This is a genomic window from Cupriavidus gilardii (genome assembly GCF_013314895.1).
Classification (GTDB): Bacteria; Pseudomonadota; Gammaproteobacteria; order Burkholderiales; family Burkholderiaceae; genus Cupriavidus; species Cupriavidus gilardii_C.
On record NZ_JABTYE010000005.1, the window covers coordinates 102,587 to 126,046 of the forward strand.

17 protein-coding genes are annotated in these 23,460 nt (G+C 66.8%); 8 read left to right on the forward strand and 9 right to left on the reverse strand.

Annotation, left to right across the window (positions count from 1 at the left end; genetic code table 11):
* Window positions 1–32 precede the first annotated feature (32 nt).
* The 3 genes from HTY53_RS06600 to HTY53_RS06610 are packed head-to-tail and all read right to left on the reverse strand — an operon-like array spanning window position 33 to window position 2,505.
* A complete protein-coding gene (locus HTY53_RS06600; protein WP_174105684.1) occupies window positions 33–323 on the reverse strand; it encodes a hypothetical protein in 291 nt (96 codons plus the stop codon).
* Window positions 320–1,732: a LutB/LldF family L-lactate oxidation iron-sulfur protein gene (locus HTY53_RS06605; RefSeq protein WP_174105686.1), complete on the reverse strand. Its 1,413-nt coding sequence runs from the start codon at window positions 1,730–1,732 to the stop codon at window positions 320–322. The genes HTY53_RS06600 and HTY53_RS06605 overlap by 4 nt, the downstream gene beginning before the upstream one ends.
* A gap of 47 nt (window positions 1,733–1,779) precedes the next feature.
* Entirely contained in the window at window positions 1,780–2,505 is a 726-nt protein-coding gene (locus HTY53_RS06610) for a (Fe-S)-binding protein (protein ID WP_174105688.1), read from the reverse strand.
* 237 nt (window positions 2,506–2,742) lie between these two features.
* Between HTY53_RS06610 and HTY53_RS06615 the strand changes: the two genes are divergently transcribed.
* Both HTY53_RS06615 and HTY53_RS06620 read left to right on the forward strand, forming a co-directional pair.
* Entirely contained in the window at window positions 2,743–3,528 is a 786-nt protein-coding gene (locus tag HTY53_RS06615; RefSeq protein WP_174105690.1) for an IclR family transcriptional regulator, read from the forward strand.
* Window positions 3,529–3,686: 158 nt separating this feature from the next.
* Window positions 3,687–5,099, forward strand: a complete 1,413-nt coding sequence (locus tag HTY53_RS06620; RefSeq protein ID WP_174105692.1) for an FAD-binding oxidoreductase — start codon at window positions 3,687–3,689, stop codon at window positions 5,097–5,099.
* A gap of 111 nt (window positions 5,100–5,210) precedes the next feature.
* Here the strand turns inward: HTY53_RS06620 and pbpG are convergent, their stop codons facing one another.
* The 3 genes from pbpG to HTY53_RS06635 all read right to left on the reverse strand — a co-directional run bounded on the left by pbpG (window position 5,211) and on the right by HTY53_RS06635 (window position 8,279).
* A complete protein-coding gene (gene pbpG, locus HTY53_RS06625) occupies window positions 5,211–6,443 on the reverse strand; it encodes a D-alanyl-D-alanine endopeptidase (RefSeq protein WP_174105694.1) in 1,233 nt (410 codons plus the stop codon).
* Between the two features lie 403 nt (window positions 6,444–6,846).
* Window positions 6,847–7,293, reverse strand: a complete 447-nt coding sequence (locus HTY53_RS06630) for an acyl-CoA thioesterase (protein WP_174105696.1) — start codon at window positions 7,291–7,293, stop codon at window positions 6,847–6,849.
* Between the two features lie 41 nt (window positions 7,294–7,334).
* On the reverse strand, window positions 7,335–8,279 hold the full coding sequence (locus HTY53_RS06635) for a DMT family transporter (protein ID WP_174105698.1): 945 nt from the start codon (window positions 8,277–8,279) through the stop codon (window positions 7,335–7,337).
* 505 nt (window positions 8,280–8,784) lie between these two features.
* On the opposite strand from HTY53_RS06635, the gene HTY53_RS06640 reads away from it, so the two are divergent.
* From HTY53_RS06640 to HTY53_RS06650, 3 genes are all read left to right on the forward strand, one after another.
* Window positions 8,785–9,360 carry a phasin family protein gene (locus tag HTY53_RS06640; RefSeq protein WP_149318958.1) on the forward strand — a complete coding sequence of 192 codons (576 nt, stop codon included), beginning with the start codon at window positions 8,785–8,787 and terminating at the stop codon, window positions 9,358–9,360.
* Window positions 9,361–9,644: 284 nt separating this feature from the next.
* Window positions 9,645–10,007 (forward strand): type II toxin-antitoxin system RelE/ParE family toxin, encoded by a 363-nt coding sequence (locus HTY53_RS06645; protein WP_174105700.1) that lies wholly within the window; start codon window positions 9,645–9,647, stop codon window positions 10,005–10,007.
* Window positions 10,007–10,327, forward strand: a complete 321-nt coding sequence (locus HTY53_RS06650; protein ID WP_174105702.1) for a helix-turn-helix domain-containing protein — start codon at window positions 10,007–10,009, stop codon at window positions 10,325–10,327. The genes HTY53_RS06645 and HTY53_RS06650 overlap by 1 nt, the downstream gene beginning before the upstream one ends.
* A 207-nt stretch (window positions 10,328–10,534) precedes the next feature.
* Here HTY53_RS06650 and lpdA read toward each other — a convergent pair whose 3' ends face one another.
* The 3 genes from lpdA to aceE form a co-directional block, all read right to left on the reverse strand.
* Window positions 10,535–12,337 (reverse strand): dihydrolipoyl dehydrogenase, encoded by a 1,803-nt coding sequence (gene lpdA, locus HTY53_RS06655; RefSeq protein WP_174105704.1) that lies wholly within the window; start codon window positions 12,335–12,337, stop codon window positions 10,535–10,537.
* A 24-nt stretch (window positions 12,338–12,361) separates the two neighbouring features.
* Complete coding sequence (gene aceF / locus HTY53_RS06660) at window positions 12,362–14,041, reverse strand: dihydrolipoyllysine-residue acetyltransferase (RefSeq protein ID WP_174105706.1); 1,680 nt, start codon at window positions 14,039–14,041, stop codon at window positions 12,362–12,364.
* Between the two features lie 178 nt (window positions 14,042–14,219).
* Window positions 14,220–16,907 (reverse strand): pyruvate dehydrogenase (acetyl-transferring), homodimeric type, encoded by a 2,688-nt coding sequence (gene aceE, locus HTY53_RS06665; RefSeq protein WP_174105708.1) that lies wholly within the window; start codon window positions 16,905–16,907, stop codon window positions 14,220–14,222.
* Between the two features lie 391 nt (window positions 16,908–17,298).
* Here aceE and HTY53_RS06670 point away from each other — a divergent pair, with 391 nt between their 5' ends.
* From HTY53_RS06670 to HTY53_RS06680, 3 genes are all read left to right on the forward strand, one after another.
* Window positions 17,299–19,932, forward strand: coding sequence for a PAS domain S-box protein (locus HTY53_RS06670; RefSeq protein ID WP_174105710.1), 2,634 nt, complete (start codon window positions 17,299–17,301; stop codon window positions 19,930–19,932).
* A gap of 157 nt (window positions 19,933–20,089) precedes the next feature.
* On the forward strand, window positions 20,090–20,722 hold the full coding sequence (locus tag HTY53_RS06675; protein WP_006578226.1) for a response regulator transcription factor: 633 nt from the start codon (window positions 20,090–20,092) through the stop codon (window positions 20,720–20,722).
* A gap of 257 nt (window positions 20,723–20,979) precedes the next feature.
* Entirely contained in the window at window positions 20,980–23,310 is a 2,331-nt protein-coding gene (locus HTY53_RS06680) for a hypothetical protein (protein WP_174105712.1), read from the forward strand.
* Window positions 23,311–23,460 lie beyond the last annotated feature (150 nt).

Consider the following 23,460-nt stretch of genomic DNA (forward strand, 5'->3'; position numbering starts at 1 on the left):
TCTTGCTGCCGATGCGGGACGGGGCGGCGGCCTCAGACCGAAGCCGCCTTCGCCAGCCAGCGTTCCAGCTGGTCCGTCACCGCGGTGCTGGAGAACGAGCAGCTGTCCTGTGCGAACACCGAGGACATCTCCAACCGCCGCAGCAGTTCCTCCATCGCCTGGCCGAACACCGGCGGCAGCGTCAATGCCGCGCCCTGCTCGCGCCAGGTGCGCACCAGCCCGTCGGCGGGCAGCACGCCGGCACGATGGCCGTCCAGCGCGTTGCGCATGGCGCGCAAGGGCGCCTGATTGGATGGATTGCCCTGATTCGCCGGATCGCTCATGCCTTTGCCCTTCTTTCCTTGTAGAGGTCGCGGAAGGTGCGCCCGCTCGGCGCCGGCATGTCGCGGGTGTCGGTCCAGCCGCGGCCGCCCAGCGGCAGCTTGCCGATGCGTCCGTCGTTGCGGCCCATGCGCGAGAGCACACTGGCACCCAGCCGCGTGGCCAGCGCGTACAGGCCTGGCCGCCTGGCCACGTAGCCCCAGATGCGCAGTCCCCAACGCTCCTGCCAGGGCCGCATGCCGCGCTCCATCTGTTTCTCGCGCAGCTTGCGCAGCAGGTCCGACAGCGGAATCGAGGCCGGGCAGACGCGGTTGCACTCGCCGCACAGCGTGGCCGCCTGCGGCAGGTCGATGGCATTGCCCAGGCCGACATAGCTGGGCGTCAGCACGCTGCCCATCGGCCCCGGATAGACCCAGCCATAGGCATGGCCGCCAATCTTCTGATAGACCGGGCAGTGGTTCATGCAGGCGCCGCAGCGGATGCAGCGCAGCATCTCCTGGAAGTCGCCGCCGATCAGGCCGGTGCGTCCGCCATCGACCAGCACGAAGTACATATGCTCCGGACCGTCCTGCTCGCCCGGCGCGCGCGGGCCGGTCAGCAGCGAGAAATAGTTCGAGATCGCCTGGCCGGTGGCCGAACGCGGCAGCAGCCGCATCACGGTGGCCAGGTCCTCCAGCGTCGGCAAGACCTTCTCGATGCCGGTGACGGCGACATGCACGCGCGGCATCACGGTACACATGCCCTCGTTACCCTCGTTGGTCACCACCGCGACCGAGCCGGTTTCGGCGATCAGGAAGTTGCCGCCCGTCACGCCCATATCGGCCGACAGGAACTCGGGACGCAGCACCTCGCGGGCTTCGCGCGTCATGTCGGGGATCTCGGTCAGGCGCGGCTTCTGGTGGACCTTGGCGAACAGATCGGCGATCTCGTCCTTGTCCTTGTGCACCACCGGCGCAATGATGTGCGACGGCGGCTCGGCGTCGTTGATCTGCAGGATGTATTCGCCCAGATCGGTCTCGATGCTTTGCACGCCCAGCTCGCCGAGCACCTCGTTGAGCCGCATCTCCTCGGTCACCATCGACTTGCTCTTGATGACCTTGCGCACGCCGTGCTTTTGCGCGATCTCGCCGACCAGCCGCGCCGCGTCGGCGGTCGTCTCGGCGAACAGCACGGTGGCGCCGCGCCGCGTCGCGTTCTCCTCGAAGGTCGCCAGCCACACGTCCAGATTGGCCAGCGCGCGGTCGCGGCGCTCCTTCAGCGCCTCGCGCGTGGCGGGGAAATCGATGTCCTCGATCGCCGCCGCGCGCGCGGTGACGAACTTGGTCGACAGCTTCTTCAGATTCTGCTGCAGGCGCTGGTCGGCCAGCTTCTGGCCGGCGCGCGCCTTGAATTCCATGCTGTGCACTTGCATGCGTTTAGCCTCTTGCGCGGTGGGCGATCGATGCGGGGATGCGGGGATCAGGCGTCGCCGGCCAGGACCTGGGCGATATGCAGCACGCGGGTGCGCGTATCGCCGGTCCGGCGCAGGCGGCCTTCGATATTGAGGATGCAGCCCAGATCGCCGAGCACCACCGCCTCGGCGCCGCTGGCGGCGATATTGGCGCACTTCTCGTCGACGATCGCGGTCGAGATATTGCCGTACTTGACCGAGAACGTCCCGCCGAAACCGCAGCAGGCCTCGCAGTCCTTCATCTCGGTGAGCTGCACCCCTGGCAGCTTGCCCAGCAGCGCACGCGGCTGCTGCTTGATGCCAAGCTCGCGCAGGCCGGAACAGGAGTCGTGATAGGTCACGTGGCCGGAAAAGCTGCTGTCCAGCGTGTCGATGCGCGCGACGTTGACCAGGAAATCGGTCAGTTCGTAGACGCGGGGACGCAGGCGCTCGTAGCGGCCGTTCAGTTCGGGATCGTTGCGCAGCAGGTCGCCGTAGTGGTGCAGGATCATGCCGCCGCAGGAGCCCGACGGCACCACCACGTAATCGAACATTTCGAACTCGCGCAGGAATTTCTCCGCCAGGTCGCGCGACGCGGTGCGCTCGCCGGAGTTGTAGGCCGGCTGGCCGCAGCAGGTCTGGGCCTCGGGGACCATCACCTCGTAGCCGGCTTTCTCCAGCAGCTTGAGCACCGAAAAGCCGATTTCAGGCCGCATCAGGTCCACCAGACAGGTGACGAACAGACCGACTCGCATGGATTCTTACCTTTTTCCAGACCCAAAACCTCGCAATTATGCGCTTTTGCGCCGCGGTTCCGCCACTGCGCCGATGCGAAGCGGACGCTTTTGTTTGCCGCCACAGGCGTGCGGCGCCCCAATTTGGGGCGGTTTATGTGCGGATTGCCCCACTATGACATTTCACGTATTGAAATTTTCACGATGCGAGATAGAATCAGGCAGTCGCTTAATATGCCGCATGGCAACAATTTCCCCATGGCTGAAGCAGAGAAGGAACCCGGCAAGACGTCGATCCAGGTGATCGAACGCATGATGACGCTGCTCGATGCGCTCGCGCGGCATGCCGATCCGGTCAGTCTGAAGGAACTCTCCCAGGCTACCGGGCTGCATCCCTCGACGGCGCACCGCATTCTCAACGACATGGTCGCGTGCCGCTTCGTCGACCGCTCCGATCCGGGCAGCTACCGGCTCGGCATGCGCCTGCTGGAACTGGGCAATCTGGTCAAGGCCCGGCTCTCGGTCCGCGAGGCGGCGCTGGCGCCGATGCGCGCGCTGCACCGCGTCACCGGCCAGACCGTCAACCTGTCGGTGCGCCAGGGCGACGAGATCGTCTATATCGAACGCGCCTACAGCGAGCGCTCCGGCATGCAGGTGGTGCGCGCCATCGGCGGGCGCGCGCCGCTTCATCTGACCTCGGTCGGGAAGCTGTTCCTCGCCGCGGACGAGGTCGCGCGGGTGCGCAACTACGCGACCCGCACCGGGCTCGCCGGCCATACCCGCACGTCGATCACCGATCTCGCCAAGCTGGAGCGCGAGCTGAACTGGGTGCGCACCAACGGCTATGCGCGCGACAACGAAGAACTCGAGCTCGGCGTGCGCTGCATTGCCGCGGGTATCTACGACGACTCCCGCCGGCTGGTCGCCGGCCTGTCGCTGTCGGCGCCGGCAGACCGGCTGCAGGACAGCTGGCTGCAGAATCTGAAGGAAACGGCGTTGCAGATTTCGCGCGGCATGGGCTATACCGCCGATAGCGACGTGTAGCAGCGTGTAGCCGCTTGTAGCGACGTGCAGCGGCGCGCAGCCTGGCGCCGCCGCTTCGGCCCGCTTGCCGCGGCCTTGCCGCCGCCCCTCACGTCACGCCAGGAACGCGATTTCGCGCGTTCCGCCCTCCCCGATATCGACAGACAGCACACGACGAGATGCAAGACTCCGGTTTTCTGCCGCGCCTGCTCGAGGCGCTGGGACCCGATGTGGTGACCACCGATGCGCCGTCGATCGCTCCCTGGCTCAGCGACTGGCGCGGAATCTACCGCGGCGATGCCCAGGCCGTGGTGCGGCCCCGCGATACCGACGAAGTCGCGCGCTGCCTGGCGCTGTGCCAGCAGTGGCGCGTGCCGGTGGTGCCGCGCGGCGGCAATACGGGCCTGTGCGGCGGCGCCACGCCCGACGATCGTCCCGCCAACGTGGTGCTGAGCCTGGACCGGATGAACGCGATCCGCTCGGTCGACACCATCGCCAATACGATGGTGGCCGAGGCCGGCTGCATCCTCGGCAATCTGCGCCGCGCGGCCCATGACGCGGACCGCCAGCTGCCGCTGTCACTGGCCGCGGAGGACTCGTGCCAGATCGGCGGCAACCTGGCGACCAATGCAGGCGGCGTCAACGTGGTGCGCTACGGCATGGCGCGCGAGCTGGTGCTGGGGCTGGAAGCGGTGCTGCCCGACGGCGAGGTCTTCCATGGACTGCGCACACTGCGCAAGGACAACACCGGCTACGACCTGAAGCAGTTGCTGATCGGCTCCGAAGGCACGCTGGGGGTGATCACCGCCGTGGCGCTGCGGCTGCTGCCGCGCACCGATCAGCGCGCCGTGGTGCTGGCCGCGGTGGAGTCGCCGCAGCAGGCGCTGCAACTGTTTTCGCTGCTGTATTCGCGTTGCGGGGCACGGCTGCAAGCCTTCGAGTTCTTCACCGGCCCGTGCCTGGATCTGGTGCTGACCCATGCCGAAGGCGTGCAGGCGCCGTTCGCCGGCCGGCATCCGGCCTATGTACTGGTGGAGCTGGCCGACACCACGGACGAGGCCGGGCTGAACTCCCTGCTGGAAGCGACTATCGGCGACGCACTCGAACAAGGACTGTGCGTCGACGCGGCGGTGTCGGCATCGCTGAGCCAGGTCGAGGCGATGTGGAAACTGCGCGAGGAAATCTCCGAAGCGCAGCGCGCAGACGGCCCGCATCTGAAGCACGACATCTCGTTGCCGATCGAATCGATCCCCACCTTCATGGAAAGGATGGACGCGCGGCTGCAACGGCTCGACCGCGCGATCCGCCCCTTCGTCTTCGGCCACTTCGGCGATGGCAACCTGCATTACAACCTGTCGCGTCCGGCCGGCGCGCCCAGCGACTGGGCGACAACCCATGGCGAGGCGGTCACCGCCGAGGTGCTCGACGAGGTCATGCGCCACGGCGGCAGCATCAGCGCGGAGCACGGCATTGGCCAGCTCAAGCGCGAGTACTTTCACCGCTACAAGGATCCGCTCGAACTGCGGCTGATGGTCGGGATCAAGCGGCTGCTCGATCCGGCGGGGATCATGAATCCGGGCAAGCTGCTGTGAGGCGCTGACGGCTGTCGTTCGGCGAACCAAGCCCCAAGCATCGCGCCGGAAACGACGACGCGCCCACGAGGGGCGCGTCTTTCGTCGTGGGACGGGTTGCCCGCCCTGCCGTCAGATTCCGCGAGCCTGCTGCGACGTCAGCACATAGTGCGGCGAGTTGGCCGGCCCCTGGGTGAGGTTCGGCGTGCTGGGGAAGCGGTTCGGCGCCGAGGGCGGCGAATGCTCCAGCCAGTCGCGCACGCGATTGGCGTCGGCAAAGCGGGTCAGGTTGCCGGACGAGTCCAGGAACACCATCACCACATCGCGGCCGCCGATGCGTGCCTGCATCACCAGGCAACGCCCGGCCTCGGAGATGAAGCCGGTCTTCTGCAGCCCGATCTCCCAGTTGCCGCCACGCACCAGGCGGTTGGTGCTGACGTAGTGCTGGGTGCGGCCCAGCACGTTGACTTCATGCTCGGTCTGCGTGGAGAACGCGCGGATGGTCGGATTGCGGTAGGCCGCCTTGACCAGCCGGGCCAGATCGACCGCCGACGAGACATTGCTGCTCGACAGGCCGCTCGAATCGACGAAGTGGGTGTCGTTCATGCCGAGCTCGCGCGCCTTGCGGTTCATCGCCTGCACGAAGGCCGGCAGGCCGCCCGGATAGTGTCGGCCCAGCGCCGAGGCGGCACGGTTCTCCGACGACATCAGCGCCAACAGCAGCAGTTCCTGGCGGGTCAGCTGCGTACCGAAGCGCAGACGCGAGCTGCTGTGCTTCTCGGTGTCGCGATCTTCTTCGGTGATGGTCAACACCTCGTCCATCGGCAGGCGCGCGTCCATCACCACCAGCGCGGTCATCAGCTTGGTGATCGAGGCGATCGGCAGCACCGCGGCCGCATTCTTCTGAAACAGGACTTCGTTGGTGTTCTGGTCCATCACCAGCGCGACGCTGGAGCGCAGCGACAGCGCATCGTCGGTATCGCGCAGCCCGAGTGCCTCGCCCAGCGACGGACGCGACGGCGGGGTGAAGGCGGCGCGCACGGGCGCGGCCTGACGCTGGACCAGAATGACCTTGCGCTTGCCGTTCTTGGAAACGATGACCTTGCGGCTGCCGGTCTTGGCGACCGTCGCGCGCTTCGAGTCGTTGCCGGCCTTGGCCGACTTGCTCGACGCCTTTGACGATTTAGCGGAAGATTTTTGGACTTTGACGACCTTTTCGGTCTTTTTGGCGGGTTTTGACGATTTACTCGCCGCCTCCGCCATGGGCGCGGCAATCAGCGCCGCCGACACCAGCATGGACGCTGCCACGGTCGGCAGAGGCAGGGTGCCGAGAAATCTCAGAAATGGGAGGTCGAACCGGGACATGATTCTCGGGCGCGCATCGGGAATGGCGCCAGTGTAGAAAAAAAAGAATTTGTTAGCAAGATTAATGACTTACACAGCGGACTTAAAGCTTCGATTACAGACATTTCCGTAATACGAAAAATAAGACGCTTGCAGCACATGGAAATCTGCATGACGCGGCTTCCCGGCCCGGCACTCTTCCGCCCTGCGAACGCGCACGTCTTGCTAACGTCAGATCTGGCGAGAAATTGAGGGGGCAGGCGAACGGCGGTCGCGCCAACACGATCAGCAACGCGCGAAACCCGGTTGCGGTTCACATCTGCACCGCAACATCCGGCGCGCGGCGCGCCCACTGCCCCGCACCCGATGCCGGGCGCGAGAGTCAGGCCGGTACGGCCCCTGTGCGCGTTCACGTTCACGCTCCCTACCGATCCGCAGCCGCCACCAGCAGCGGCTGCAGGGCCTCGCGCAGCGGCGCGGGCAAGGCCACCGGGCGGCGCGTCTGACGATCGACATAGACATGCACGAAGTGCCCCTGCGCGGCGGCGCTGTTCTCGCCCTCGCGAAACAGCCCCACCTCGTAGCGCACACTGCTGTTGCCGAGCCGCGCGACGCGCAGACCCGCGACTACCGTCTCGGGAAAGCTCAGCGAGGCAAAGTAATTGCACTGCGTCTCGATCACCAGCCCGATGGTGTCGCCTGCTTCGATATCAAGCACGCCGCGCTCGATCAGGTAGCGATTCACCACGGTATCGAAATAACTGTAGTAGACAACGTTGTTGACGTGGCCATAAACATCGTTGTCCATCCAACGCGTCGTGATCGGCAGGAAGTGGCGATAGCAGTCGCGGGTCTGGGCTTGCGGCTTCATGGCGTGCGGAACGGACTCAGGAAAGTTGGCGGACGGAACGATCAATCGCGGCGCGGCGAGGAGGCGCCGCCGCGCATCACCAGCGCGACGCCGGCCGCGGCGAGCGCCATGCCGGCGGCGGCCATCGGCGGAAAGCGTTCGTCGAACAGCAACCAGGCCATCACGGCAGTGGTCGGCGGCGTCAGGTACATCAGGCTGGATACGCTGGTGGCGGCACCGCGGCGGATCAGCACGAACAGCAGCGAGATCGCGCCGATCGACAGGGCCACGATCGACCATGCCAGCGCACCGATCATCTCGGCGTTCCAGTCGACCTCGCGCGTTTCGAACGCGAACATGAACGGCAAACAGGCCAGCGCCGCTGCAGTGAACTGGATCAGCGACCCCATGCGCAGGTCGAACACCGGGCAGCGATGCTTCTGATACAGCGTGCCGACAGTGATCGACAGCAAGGCGCCGACGGCGAGCAGCACGCTGAACGGCGTCGCCGCGCCGACCGACAGCTTGCCGGCCACCACCAGGCCGACGCCGACGATGCCGAGCAGCAGGCCGATCCACTGCCATCCGCGCAAACGCTCGCCCAGGCGCAGCGAGATCAGCGCCGTCAGCAGCGGCTGCATGCCGACGATCAACGCGGCCATGCCGGCCGGCATGCCGAGCTTGACCGCCGCCCAGACGCCGCCCAGATAGCCGGTCTGCAGCAGCAGCCCCGCCAGCGCAATGCGGCCGATCATGGCCCAGTCGACGCGGCCGTCGCGCCGCGGCAGGGGCACGCGCGCCAGCGCGACGAACGGCACCATCAACACCACTACGCCGGCAAAGCGCAGGAAGAGGAAGGTCATCGGCTCGGCATGGGGCATGCCGTACTTGGCGACGATAAAGCCGGTGCTCCAGATCAGCACGAACAGCCAGGGCATCGACACCAGCCAGACATTGGCGCCGGCGGATGCGGTCCGGCCCGCGGTGGTTTCGGCCGCCGGCCTCATGCGCGCCCCTGCATGCGCGAGGCAACCGGGAAGCCGGTGGCTGGAGAGGGAATCGCGATGCCGGGAAGGCGGCAAGGGGCGGCTTGGCGGGACATCGGCTAGATTGCGGAACGGGCGGGCCGCGCGGCGGCTGGGCTCGCGCCCCTGCCCCGCCCTGCATTGAACGGAATGCGCGATGGTAGCACCGCCCTGTTCGTCACGTGCCCGTGGCGAGCGAAGTGATCGAAACGTGGCAATGTGCCGGACCCGCCAGGGGGTTTACCCGAGTCTGGTTGTGCGATGCACAAAAACCGCTTGACACACCAAACATGGTCCATACAATACGGAATTGTTGCGACGCACCATTACCCGAAAGACGGTTTCCGGACCGGCCGATCGGCCCCTGGAGCGAACGCACAAAACCATTCACGCGCCTGGGCTGGCCACCGCAACTTCACGGCCTTGACATCTAGGCGACCTATTTTTGAGTTCGCTTGAACTCGACTTCATTCTGATGGAGACCAGCATGTCCTTTACCCCCGAACAAGTTGCCGCTGCCCACAAAGCCAATCTGGAAACCCTGTTCGGTTTGACCACCAAGGCCTTCGAAGGCATGGAAAAGCTGGTCGAGCTGAACATGCAAGTCGTCAAGACCACCCTGGCCGAAAACGTCGAGCACGCCAAGCGCACGCTGACCGCCCGCGATGCCCAGGAACTGGTCGCGCTGCAGGTTTCGCTGATCCAGCCGGTCGCCGAAAAGGCCGTGGCCTACAGCCGCCACGTCTACGAGATCGCGGCCGACACGCAGTCGGAATTCACCCGCGTCGCCGAGGCCCAGCTGGCCGAAAGCTCGCGCAACGTGCAGAGCCTGGTCGACAACTTCGCCAAGAACGCACCCGCCGGTTCGGAATCGACCGTGGCGATCGTAAAGTCGGCCATCTCGGCCGCCAACAACGCCTACGAGTCGGTCCAGAAGGCCACCAAGCAAGCCGTGGAAATCGCCGAAAGCAATTTCCAGGCGGCCGCCACCGCCGCCACCAAGGCCGCCCAGCAAGCGAGCGCCACCGCCCGTACCGCTGGCAAGAAGACCACCGCAGCCTGATCGCGCTGGCTGGTGTCCCCTCGTGGGGCACCAAGCGTCTACGCTGACCTCCGAAGCCCGGCATTCGTGCCGGGCTTTTTTATTGCCGCTGGCACCGCAGTTGGCGCATTCGCACCGCGGACCGCGGTCGTCACGGTCGTACACCTTTTTGCCGCCCGATCGCCGCTATCATCGCCGCCTTTCGCAAGGCGATTCGGTTGCGCTTCGCAGTCGGTTTGTCATGGTGGGGCCAGTGCCGCTGGGGCATCTGTCGCTTGCGACTTATATCCGAACAGGTATAATTCGTGCTCGACGAACGCAAGCTGCTGTATTGGGAAGGCTCTTCGAAGAAGGACTTCAAGGCATTCCCCATTCCGGTTCAAAAGGACATGGGGGTCGCCTTGTTCGTCGTCCAGTTGGGACGCACGCCTCCTTCGGCGAAGCCGTGGAAGGGCCTCGGTTCGGGCGTGTACGAACTGGTCGAGGATCACTGCGGCGATACCTTTCGGGCCGTCTACACGGTCTGCGTGGGCGGCGCAGTGCACGTGCTGCACGCGTTTCAGAAAAAGTCCAAGTCGGGCATCGCCACACCGCAACCGGATGTCGCGCTGATCGAGAAGCGGCTAAAGGCGGTGCTCGCCAGATACGGAAAAAGCGGGAGGTCGTGATGCCGCGCAATCGCATTCGAACAGGCACGGACAATGTATTGGTCGACCTTGGATTTGCCGATGCCGAGGAACTGTCGGCAAAAGTACTGCTGGCGGTCAAGGTCAACGACGTGATCGACCAGCGGCGGCTCAGTCAGGTCGAAGCAGCCCATATCATGGGCATGACGCAGCCAAAGGTGTCGCAGATTCGACGCTACAGGTTGCAGAACATCTCGCTGGAGCGCCTGATGCAGGCCCTCGTTGCGCTCGACCAGCATGTCGAGATCGTTGTGCGGCCGGCGCGCCGGTCCGACGCGGCGGGGATCTTCGTCGCGGCCTAGCGGCCTAGCGGCCTAGCGGCCTAGCGGCCTAGCGGCCTAGCGGCCTAGCGGCCTGGTGGCCTGGTGGCCTGGTGGCCTGGTGGCCCTGCCGGCTCTGGGCGCAGCCATAGCCAGAGCGGCCCCGACGTCGGCGGTTAATTGCGTTATCAAACAAAACAAGGCCCGCCATCCCGGCGGGCCCTGTTCTGTGCCGCTACAACCAGCCGCTCAACGCTTGCGCGGCGGCGGGACGTCCGTGCAGACGCCCTCGTAGATCTCGGCGGCCATGCCGATCGACTCGCCGAGCGTCGGGTGCGGATGGATAGTCTTGCCGATGTCCACCGCGTCCGCGCCCATCTCGATCGCCAGGCACACTTCGCCGATCAGGTCGCCCGCATGCGTGCCGACGATGCCGCCGCCGATGATGCGGTGGGTTTCCTCGTCGAACAGCAGCTTGGTGAAGCCCTCGTCGCGGCCATTGGCGATCGCGCGGCCCGAAGCGGCCCACGGGAATACGCCCTTGCCGTACTTGATGCCCTGCGCCTTGCACTGTTCCTCGGTCAGGCCGGCCCAGGCCACTTCCGGATCGGTATAGGCCACCGACGGAATCTGTTTGGCGTCGAAGTAAGCCTTCTCGCCGTGCGCGGCTTCCGCGGCCACGTGCGCTTCGTGCACGGCCTTGTGCGCCAGCATCGGCTGGCCGACGATGTCGCCGATCGCGAAGATGTGCGGCACGTTGGTGCGCATCTGGCTGTCGACCTCGATGAAACCGCGATCGGTCACCGCGACGCCGGCCTTCTCCGCGCCGATCCGCTTGCCGTTGGGCGCGCGGCCCACCGACACCAGCACCAGGTCGTAGCGCTGCGGTTCTGCCGGCGCCTGCTCGCCTTCGAACCTGACGTAGATGCCGTCGTCCTTGGCTTCGACCCCGACGGTCCTGGTCTTGAGCATCACCTTGTCGAAGCGATCCTTGTTCATCTTCTCCCAGACCTTGACCAGATCGCGGTCGGCGCCCTGCATCAGGCCATCGAGCATCTCGACGACATCGATGCTGGCGCCCAGCGTGCTGTAGACCGTGGCCATTTCCAGGCCGATGATGCCGCCGCCGATCACCAGCATGCGCTTCGGGATTTCGCGCAGTTCCAGCGCGCCGGTCGAGTCGACGATGCGCGGATCTTCCGGGATGAACGGCAGTTTCACCGCCTGGCTGCCGGCGGCGATGATGGCCTTGTCGAAGCGGATCACCGTCTTCTTGCCGGTGGTGTCCTTGCCGTCGCCGCCAGTCTCCTGCACTTCGAGATGATGCGGGTCGAGGAAAGTGCCGATGCCGCGCACGACCTGCACCTTGCGCGCCTTGGCCATGCCGGCCAGGCCCCCGGTCAGCTTGCCGACCACCGAATCCTTGTACTTCCGCAGGCCGTCCAGATCGACCTTGGCCTCGCCGAACACGATGCCGTGCGCGGCCAGCGCCTTGGCCTCGTCGATGATCGCGGCGTTATGCAGCAGCGCCTTCGACGGGATGCAGCCGACATTGAGGCAAACCCCGCCCAGGCTCGCATAGCGCTCGACCAGCACGGTATTCATGCCGAGGTCGGCACTGCGGAACGCCGCCGAATAGCCGCCGGGGCCGGCGCCCAGCACCAGCATCTCGCACTGGATATCGGCGCCGCCGGCATGCGTTGCCGCAACGGGTGCCGCCGCCGGTGCCGATGCCGATGCCGATGCGGGAGCCGGCGCTGCGGCCGGAGCCGGCGCGGGAGCCGGGCCAGCGGCAGGCGCCGCTGCGGCCGCGGCCTGAGCCTCGACCGTGCAGATCACCGTGTCCTTGGCCACCTTGTCGCCGACCTTGACCTTGACCTCGACCACCTTGCCGGCCGCAGACGACGGCACGTCCATGCTGGCCTTGTCCGACTCCAGCACGATCAGCGACTGTTCCTGCTCGATCGTGTCGCCCGGCTTGACCAGAACCTCGATCACTTCTACCGCGTCGAAATCGCCGATATCCGGCACCTTGACTTCGATCACACTCATGCTTTGCTCCTGTGGCCGGGCCGCTTACAGCAGAATGCGGCGGAAATCGGCCAGCAGCTGACCGAAGTAGGTATTGAAGCGGGCGGCTTCGGCGCCGTCGATCACGCGGTGATCCCACGACAGCGACAGCGGCAGCGTCAGGCGCGGCACGAACTGCTTGCCGTCCCAGACCGGCTTCTGATACGACTTGCAGACGCCCATGATGGCCACTTCCGGCGCATTGATGATCGGCGTGAAATAGGTACCGCCCAGGCCGCCGAGCGACGAGATCGAGAAGCAGCCGCCCTGCATCTGGTCGGGCTTGAGCTTGCCGTCGCGCGCGAGCTTGGCCAGTTCCGCCATCTCCTGCGCGATCTCGATCACGCCCTTCTTGTCGGCGTCCTTGATCACCGGCACGACCAGGCCGTTGGGCGTATCGGCGGCGAAGCCGATGTTGAAGTACTTCTTCAGGACCAGGTTGTCGCCGTCGAGCGAGGCGTTGAAGTTCGGGAACTTCTTCAGCGCGGCGACCGTGGCCTTGATCATGAAGGCCAGCATCGTGACCTTGACGCCCTGCTTCTCGTATTCCTTGTTCAGCTGCACGCGGAAGGCTTCGAGCTCGGTGATGTCGGCCTCGTCGTGATTGGTCACGTGGGGGATCATCACCCAGTTCCGATGCAGGTTCGCGCCGGAAATCTTCTTGATGCGCGACAGCGGCTTGCTTTCGATCTCGCCGTAGCGGGTGAAATCGACCTTCGGCCACGGCAGCAGACCGAGTTCGCCGCCCCCGGCGCCACCGGCAGCCGCCTGCGCGGGCGCCGCGGCCTGGCCGGTCATCACGCCCTTGACGTAGCGCTGCACGTCTTCATGGGTGATGCGGCCCTTGGGGCCGGAGCCCGGCACGCGCGACACGTCGACGCCGAGTTCGCGCGCGTACTTGCGCACCGACGGGCTGGCATGCGCGGCCTTGCCGCTGACGCCAGCCGGCGCGGCCTGCGCTGCAGCGGCCGGTGCCGGTGCGGCAGCCGGAGCCGGCGCTGCGGCCGCCGGGGCGGGAGCCGGTGCGGCGGCAGGTGCCGGCGCAGCAGCGCCTGCGGCGCCCGCGGCCGCGCCGGAACCAGCGCCTTCCAGAATCACGATCAACGTACCTTCGGACACGTTGTCGCCGACCTTGACCTTGACTTCCTTGACCACGCCCGCCGAAGGCGACGGCACGTCCATGGTGGCCTTGTCCGATTCGAGCGTGATCAGCGAGTCCTCGGCATTGACGCTGTCGCCGGGCTTGACGTGGACCTCGATGACCGGCACGCCTTCGTAGTCGCCGATGTCGGGCACCTTGACCTCGACGGTACCGCCGCCGGCAGCAGCCGGAGCAGGTGCCGGAGCCGGTGCCTGCGCAGCGGCGGGCGCCGGGGCCGATGCAGCCGTGGCAGCAGGCGCCGGTGCCGGTGCGGCAGCGGGAGCCGGTGCAGGGGCCGCGGCGCCCGCCGGTTCCAGCATCACCAGCACCGAGCCTTCCGCCACGTTGTCGCCGACGTTGACCTTGACTTCCTTGACCGTGCCGCCCTGCGGCGAGGGCACGTCCATCGTCGCCTTGTCCGATTCCAGCGTGACCAGCGCATCCTCGGCGTTGATCGTGTCGCCCGGCTTCACGTGGACTTCGATGACGGGAACGGCGTCGTAGTCGCCGATATCCGGCACCTTGATTTCAATCGCTTGACTCATTCAGTGTCTCCTGGACAGGACGGCGCGCGTGACAACGAAAGCGTCGAGATTACTTTGACGCACGTGCCTTGTCACGCCGCGGCGCCCGGACCATTTACTGGACAACGCCCAGGCAAGGCCCGGGCGACCCGGGCGCGGCGTTGCCGTGCCCGGGGGGTTCGCGGGAGTGACAGCCGGATCAGACCGTCATCGGGTTCGGCTTGTTCGGGTCGAGGTTGTATTTCTTGATGGCCTCGGCAACCTTGTCGCGCGCGATGGCGCCCTCGTCGGCGAGCGCCTTCAGCGCAGCCAGCGTGACCCAGTGGCGGTCCACTTCGAAGAAGTGGCGCAGCTTCTCGCGGGTATCCGAGCGGCCGAAGCCGTCGGTGCCCAGCACCACGTAGCGGCGCGGTACGAACGGACGGATCTGCTCGGCGAACGCGCGCACGTAGTCGGTGGAGGCGATCACCGGACCGCGCACCGACTTCAGGCACTTGGTCACGTGCGATTCGCGCGGCGTTTCGGTCGGATGCAGCAGGTTCCAGCGCTCGGCGGCCTGGCCTTCGCGGGCCAGTTCGGTGAAGCTCGGGCAGCTCCACAGATCCGATTCGACGCCCCAGTCCTTCTTCAGCAGTTCGGCAGCGGCGATCACCTCGCGGAAGATCGTGCCCGAGCCGAGCAGCTGCACGCGCGGCGCGTTGCTGTTTTCGGCGCCCTTGCGGAAGGCGTACATGCCCTTGACGATGTCCTTCTCCACGCCAGCCGGCATTTCCGGATGCTCGTAGTTCTCGTTCATCACCGTCAGGTAGTAGTACACGTCCTCCTGCTCGGCGTACATGCGGCGCAGGCCGTCCTGCATGATCACGGCCAGCTCGTACTGGAAGGTCGGATCGTACGAGATGCAGTTCGGGATCACCGCGTGGAACACGTGCGAGTGGCCATCCTCGTGCTGCAGACCTTCGCCGTTCAGCGTGGTGCGGCCCGAGGTGCCGCCCAGCAGGAAGCCGCGCGAACGCATGTCGGCGGCGGCCCAGCACAGATCGCCGATCCGCTGGATGCCGAACATCGAGTAGTAGATGTAGAACGGGATCATCTGCACGCCGTGCGTCGAGTACGACGTGGCGGCCGCGATCCAGTCGCACATCGCGCCGGCTTCGTTGATGCCTTCCTGCAGCACCTGGCCAGTCTGCGATTCCTTGTAGAACATCAGCTGGTCATGGTCTTCCGGCACGTATTTCTGGCCCTCCTGGTTCCAGATGCCGATCTGGCGGAACAGGCCTTCCATGCCGAAGGTGCGCGACTCGTCCGGGACGATGGGCACCACATGCTTGCCGAGCTGCTTGTCCTTGAGCAGCGTGTTCAGGATCCGCACGAAGGCCATCGTGGTCGAGACCTCGCGTCCCTCGCCCGTCGCCTTGAGCAGCGCGGAGAATGCCGACAGCTCCGGCACCGGCAGCGGGTCGGCCTTCTGGCGGCGCGTCGGCAGATAGCCGCCGAGCTCCATGCGGCGGGCGCGCATGTATTCCAGTTCCTTCGAGCCTTCCTCGAAGGTCAGGTACGGGACTTCTTCCAGCTTGTCGTCCGGCACCGGCAGATTGAACTGGTCGCGGAAGCGGCGGATCGCCTCCACCGGCATCTTCTTCTGCTGGTGGGTGATGTTCATCGCCTGGCCGGCATCGCCCATGCCGTAGCCCTTGATGGTCTTGGCCAGGATCAGCGTCGGCTGGCCCTTGTGCTCGGTGGCGGCCTTGTAGGCGGCGTAGATCTTGTGCGGATCGTGGCCGCCGCGGTTCAGGCGCCAGATGTCGTCATCGGACCAGTCCGCCACCATCGCCTTGAGCTCGGGCGTATTGAAGAAGTGCTCGCGCACGTAAGCGCCGTCCTTGGCCTTGAAGGTCTGGTACTCGCCGTCGACGCATTCCATCATCCGCTTCATCAGCAGGCCCTTGGTGTCGCGCGCCAGCAGCGAATCCCAGCGGCTGCCCCAGACCACCTTGATCACGTTCCAGCCGGCGCCGCGGAATTCCGACTCCAGTTCCTGGATGATCTTGCCGTTGCCGCGCACCGGACCGTCCAGGCGCTGCAGGTTGCAGTTGATGACGAAGACCAGGTTGTCCAGCTTCTCGCGGCCGGCCATGCCGATCGCGCCCAGCGATTCGGGCTCGTCGGTCTCGCCGTCGCCGAGGAAGGCCCAGACCTTGCGGCCTTCGGTATTGACCAGGCCCCGGCTCTGCAGGTACTTCATGAAGCGCGCCTGGTAGATCGCCATGATCGGGCCCAAGCCCATCGACACGGTCGGGAACTGCCAGAAGTCCGGCATCAGCCACGGGTGCGGATACGACGAGATGCCCTTGCCGTCGACTTCCTGGCGGAAGTTGTCGAGCTGCTCGGCGGTCAGGCGGCCCAGCAGGAAGGCGCGCGAATAGACGCCCGGCGCCGAGTGGCCCTGCACGAAGACCAGATCGCCGCCATGCTTGTCCGACGGCGCGTGCCAGAAGTGGTTGTAGCCGACGTCGTACAGCGTGGCCGCCGACGCGTAGGACGAGATGTGGCCGCCGACGTTGGTGTGCTTGTTGGCCCGCAGCACCATCGCCATCGCGTTCCAGCGCGAGTACGAACGGATGCGGTGCTCGATGTCCTGGTCGCCAGGGATGCGCGCCTGCTGCTCGACCGGGATGGTATTGATATACGGGGTTTCGGCGTGGAACGGCTGCGTGACGCCGTTCACGCGCGCATATTCGATCTGCTTGTCGATCAGGAAGGCCGCGCGCTCGCTACCTTCCGCGCCAATCACGCCCTGCAGGGCCTCGAGCCATTCTTGGGTTTCCTGCGGGTCGGCGTCATTGGCGCCGGCTGCGCCGAGGATCTGCTCTGGTACGGCTGACATGGATCGTCTCCTGTGGAATGCGTGCGCCAGCAACGGCCGCTTTCGTGGGTGGCTGGCCTGGCGCTGTCTGACGGGGGTGCGGAGCGAGGCTGGATGGGCGGATGGGCTGGCCTGTCGCTGGTACCCGGACAAGGTCCGACCGCCTTCCTCCCGCATCGTTCGGTCGGCACCGATTCTATGGAAGGCGATTTCGCAGCACAAGCGAAATTTTCAAATTACGGTATCGTTTCTCATGATGCGAAATATTGCGGCGACGCACCACGACCCCGCCAGCCGCGCCGCCGTGCGGCCTGCAGGCTGACGGCCCGACGCGCGTGCCGCATAGGCGCTTTCCCCAAGCGACGCACTGCAGCAATCGAGCTACACTGCTCGGTCAGTCGTCAATCCCATCATGCTGTCCATCCACCGCCTCGTCCTTCGGCTGCTGTCGCCCTTCCGCCTGCCCATGATTCCCCCTGCCGCCGATGCCTCCCGCGATGCCGGCGGCGCCGGAATGCCGGCCGGCGGTCCTGGCGCCATCGACCAGTTGAGCGCGCTGACGCCGCTGGACGCGCTCGAAGGGCTCGGCCCCGCCGACGAGGCCGCCGACGGCCGCCCCTTCACGGGCCCGCCGCGCGGGCTGTGGTGGCTGCGCTGGCGCAATCTGGTCGCGACCAGCTGGTTCATGTTCATCCCGCTGGTGGCGATCGTGCTGTTCTCCGGTGCGATGGGCGTGATCCTGTGGTCCCTGCACGAGACCGAGCGCCAGCAGCAGCGCGACGCGCTGTACCGCGACGCCGCCTGGGCGCAGCAGCGCGTGCGGCTGTCGCTGCTGAGCAATCAGGATCAGCTCGCCTCGCTGGCGCGCGACATCGCCGCCGCGCAGCTTGACCAGCGCGCCTACCGCACGGCCGCGCAGGAGGTGCTGCGCGAGAACCCGGAAATCGTCTTCATCAACTGGCTTGATGCCACGCGGCGCGCGCGCTGGTCGCTGCCGTCGACGTCGGAATTCGCCGCGCGGCTGCGCGAGACGCCGGAGCAGCCGCTCGAACCCGAGGTGCTCGACACCTTCGACACCGCGCGCGAGACGCAGCGGGTCGTCTATTCGCGCCCGCTCGTCAATGAACGCGGCGACAGCTTCATGCTGATGCAGGTGCCGATCGTGCGCGACAACGAGTTCCTCGGCACGCTCGGCGCGCTCTATTCGATCAACGGCATCCTGACCCATCTGCTGCCGCCCGAGCTGACCGAGCGCTACCGCTTCTCGCTGATCGACAAGAACAACCAGCTGCGCGCCAGCACTTCGCTGCGGCCGGTGCCGGCCACCGCGCTGTCCTACGAGGTGCTGCTCGACCCGCCGGGCCATTCGCTGTCGCTGCGCGCCGACGCCTATCCGCCCGCGTCGAACCTGCCCAACAACATGCTGCTGTGGCTGGTGGTGGGGCTGTCGTGCTTCCTGCTGTGGAGCCTGTGGAGCATGTGGCGGCATACCAGCCGCCGCTCCGAGGCGCAGCGCGCGCTGCTGGCCGAGACCTCGTTCCGCCGCGCGATGGAAAACTCGATGCTGATCGGGCTGCGCGCGCTCGATCTGAACGGGCGCATCACCTATGTCAATCCGGCGTTCTGCCGCATGACGGGCTGGCAGGAGCACGAGCTGGTCGGCCGCGTGCCGCCCTTCCCCTACTGGCCGCCCAACGACCAGCAGGAGATGCAGCGCCAGATCGACCTGACGCTGCAGGGCAAGTCGCCCACCGGCGGCTACGAGATGCGCGTGATGCGCCGCGACGGCACCAGCTTCTTCGCCCGCATGTACGTGTCGCCGCTGATCGACAGCCGCGGCCGCCATACCGGCTGGATGAGCTCGATGACGGATATCACCGAGCCCAAGCGCGCGCGCGAGGAACTGGCTGCCGCGCACGATCGCTTCACCACGGTGCTGGAAAGTCTTGACGCGGCCGTGTCGGTGCTGGCCACCGACAAACCCGAGCTGCTGTTCGCCAACCGCTACTACCGCCAGCTGTTCGGCTGGGAGCCCGAGGGTCATCTGAAGCTGGCCGGCGGCGAGGTCGAGCAGGAACAGGTCACCAGCGACCACACCGACTTCGTCGACGCCTATGCCGGCCTGCCCGCCTCCGAGCTGATGCCCTATGCGTCGGACGCGCGCGAGATCTTCGTGCCCGACATGCAGAAGTGGTTCGAGGTGCGGCGCCGCTATATCCAGTGGGTCGACGGCCATCTGGCGCAGATGCAGATCGCCACCGACATCACCGTGCGCAAGGCGGCCGAGGAAATGGCGCGCCAGCACGAGGAGCGCCTGCAGTTCACCAGCCGCCTGACCACCATGGGCGAGATGGCCTCGTCGCTGGCGCACGAACTGAACCAGCCGCTGGCGGCCATCAACAACTACTGCATGGGCGCGGTGGCGCGGCTGCGCTCGGGCCGCAGCACGCCCGAGGACCTGATGCCGATCCTCGAGAAGACTTCGGCGCAGGCGGTGCGGGCGGGCACGATCATCAGCCGCATCCGCGGCTTCGTCAAACGCAGCCAGCCGCAGCGGCGCGAGACCGCACTGCACGACATCGTCGCCGACGCGGTGGGCCTGGCCGATATCGAGGCAACGCGCCGCCGCGTGACGATCCTGACCCGGCTGCCGCCTCCGCCGGTCACGCTCTATGTCGACCCGGTGCTGATCGAGCAGGTGCTGGTCAATCTGCTGAAGAACGCGGTCGAGGCGATGTCGGGCCTGCCGGCAATGCGGGCCGCGGGCGTGGTGCGGCTGCACGCGCGCATCGACCAGGGCGAGCTCGGCCAGACGGTCTGCATCGACGTGATCGACCAGGGGCCGGGCGTGGACGAGGCCACCAAGGAGCGCTTGTTCGAGCCGTTCTTCAGCACCAAGTCCGACGGCATGGGCATGGGCCTGAATATCTGCCGCTCGATCATCGAGTCGCACCAGGGCCGGCTGTGGGTCGAAAACAATGCGGACGGCATCGGCTGTACGTTTAAAATCATGCTGCCGCTGGAGCCGGATACCGCCGATCAGTAGGGGCGGCCGGCCAGATCGTCGGACGCTCACCCGACGATCGTCCGGCGATCGTCCGACGATCGCCCCGCCCACACTTGCCCCCGCCGCGACGGGTGTGCGGCGCGCGCGGCCGGAGTTACACTAGCCGAATCGCACAGACGCAGCATCAGGAGACTTCATGACCGTAGCGCCAAACCCCACTCCCCACCGCGGCGAGACCGTCTTCATCGTCGACGACGATGAAGCGATGCGCGACTCGCTGACCTGGCTGCTGGAGGGCAATGGCTACCAGGTTCGCAGTTTCGCCAGTGCCGAGCAGTTCCTGGCCGCCTACGATGCCAACCAGGTCTCCTGCCTGATCCTGGACGTGCGCATGCCGGGCATGAGCGGCCCCGAACTGCAGGAGCGCATGATCGCGGAGAACATCCATCTGCCGATCGTCTTCATCACCGGCCATGGCGACGTGCCGATGGCAGTGTCGACGATGAAGAAAGGCGCCATCGACTTCATCGAGAAGCCGTTCGACGAATCCGAGCTGCGCGCGCTGGTCGAGCGCATGCTGCAAAAGGCCAGAGCCGACCATTCGGCCGCGCGCGAGCAGCGCGCCGCGCAGGACCTACTGGGCAAGCTGACCACCCGCGAACAGCAGGTGCTCGAGCGCATCGTCGCCGGGCGCCTGAACAAGCAGATCGCCGACGATCTGGGCATCTCGATCAAGACGGTGGAGGCGCATCGCGCCAACATCATGGAAAAGCTCAACGTCAACACCGTAGCGGACCTGCTGCGGCTCGCCCTGTCGCGCAACAGCTGATCGGGTTTCCCGATCCGGTTTCCCGGTCCCGGCTTCCCCTCCTCTTTCCCCGCACCCCCTCTGGCCCGTGGCCGGCATCGCGCCGGACACGGGCCAGTTCACGAGAAAGCTAGCGTTCCGGCGCTTCCGCAACAGCGTGCGGAAGCGCCGCCGCGCATCGTTCGGTTCGCCGGGCGCGGTCCGCCATCTTCGTTCTGGTTCTCTCGACTCATGCTGGCCCTGGCCGCTCCCGCTCTTCCCACTGCCGGAGCCGACCGATGCTTGAACCCACCTGCCCCACGCCCCCTGCGCTCTCCACGCTATCCACGTTCCCCACGCCTTCGGGGCGTGACCACACCGCCGACGTGGCGAACGAAACGGCGCCATCCCGCTTCACGCTGCTACCTCAATCGATCCTCGACCATGTGCTCGAGTTTCTGTCGCTGCATGACCGGGTCGTGCTGGAACGCAAGATCTGCCACCCGCTGAGCCAGCGCCTGCAGGCGTGCGCGGCCGCCGATGCCGCGGTGATGCTGACCACGAATATCTGGACCGCGGCCTCGCTGCGGGCCCAGCTTGACGGCCTGCCACAGTCGGACTTGCCGGCGTTCGGGCGCGCCCGCGTGATGGCCGGCATGCTGGCGCGCGTGCCCGAATTGCCGACCGACGAACGCTGGAGCGCGATCGAAGCGGTGCTCGAGCGGCTCGACACGGTGTCCGGCGCATTGGCGCCCGTGATGGATGCCTTGGCGGCGGTGCTTGCCGACCTGGCGGCCGGCCTGAATCCCGGCCCGACGCAATGGGCAAGACTGGCGCAAGCCGTCGCCTCGCTGCCGATCGCGGCCAGCGCACGTGCCATCGTCGCCGTCCTGGGCCGGACGGCCGGGCCGCGGTCCTCGCCGTCCTCGCGCCAGCTTGCCGCGACGCTGCTGCCCGAGACATTGAGCCCGCTCTCCATTGCACGCGCCCTGCCCGCCGCCGAGCAGCGCAAGGGGACAGGCCAGTTGCTGTGCGGCGTCATGGCACGCGCGGACGATGAGGCCACCTTCGCCGCGCACTGGTCCGCACTGCTGGCGGCAGCCGCCGGCCAGATCGAGCGCGACGCTGCCTTTGCTGCCCGCGTGTTCTGCGCCTTGCTGACGCTGCTGCCGGGCGGCCGCACCGCGAGCGCCTACTACCGCAGCCCTCCCTCGGCACCGACGTCGCTGCAGCATTGGCGCACGGTTCTCGGGGCGGCGGCGGCGCTGCCGGGCGATGCCGCCTTCGAGGTAGCGCGGTCGGCGGTCCACACCATGCAGTCCGCGGCGCTGGACGATCCCGATTGCGCTGCAGCGGCGACCGCGGCCGTGCTGGCGCATCTGCAGGGCTCGCCCATGCAGATCGCGCGACAGCTGCAAATACGCGCCGAGCTGCTGCCCTGTCTGCCGCCCCGGCAGCAAGCGCAAGCATGGCGCGCCCTGTGGGATCAGGCCGAGCAGCACTCGCTGCCATCCGTCGCCATCGCGCTGGCCAATATTCTGCGGTTGAATCCTTGCGACCCGGTCGAGGGATGGCGCCGCGTGCAGAACTATTGTCTGAACGCCACCGCGCCAACGCCCGCGCAACGCGCCGCGCTGCTGTGGCAGGCGAGCAGCCAATGCGCGCCCGGCACCGCCCACGCAGAGGCGCTGTTCGATGTGGCGAGCGACCTGGCGCTGCGCCATCATCAATTCCTGCCCCTGGTGCGATGGATCTATACCGATGACGACGAGCCCGCCGACCGGATCCTGTCCGTGATCGGGAAATTGCCCCTGGTGCCGCAGGCCCGCGCCTTCGCGGAATGGCTGCCGCAGCGCGGATGGCCCGACGAGCTGCTGCCCAGGCTGTTGCCGCTCGCGCAACAGCTGCAATCCGCGGGATGCTGGGCGGAACTGAGCGAGTTGGCCGCCGCCTGGGTGGTGCGCTGCAACGACATGGTGGAGAACGGCCCGAAACTGTTGCCGTCGATCCCGCACGCTGTCTTGCCACAAATGGCCGGCGACATGCTGGGCGTGCTGGAAACCGGCGTCTGCGCCAGTCACACGCCGAAATTGCTGGCCGGCATGGCGCAGCTGACTTGCGGCCTGTGGCTGCAATCGCGCGCCCCGGAACTGGTCGATCGCGCCTGGGACCTGATCGACCGGCTCGACGCACAGACCGTCCGCAGCGCGATGGAGATGTTGTATCGCCTCAAGCAGCGTCCTCGCGGATGGCCGGGCGACGACACGTTGCTGCCGAGCGAATGCTGGGCGCGGCCGACCTTGCTGCGCGCCGCCGCGCTGGTGCAGGCCCGCTTCACCGCGGCCGAACGCCGGCGCTGGCTGCCGCGGCTGGTCGAGGCCGAAGGCCGGATGGGAGATTTCCGGCCGGACGTCGAGCGCGGCCGCTTCGATGCGGTCCGGCAGGCGATCTGGCAAATCGCTGCCACGCTGCCGCGCGATGCCATCGACTCGGTCTACAGCCGGTTCGCCCACTGGTTCAAGCCGGCCGCGCGCGATCCCCAGCACCTGGAAGCCTGGCTGCAGGCGTCCGCCAAATTTGCCGCCGGCGGACCGCCACGGCCGGACGGCAGTTCTTTCGGCCCCGGCTGAGCGCCCAAGCGACGCCGTCCGCGCGCCGCGGTGCGGCGGCGCCCGCGCCGCCCGCCACGGCGCGACACCTTATAATGTCCCCCTTTGCGACGGCAGACCTTGGCCATCGGCGCGCATGCCGGCCGGCTCGTCCCGTCGCTCCCCGATTTT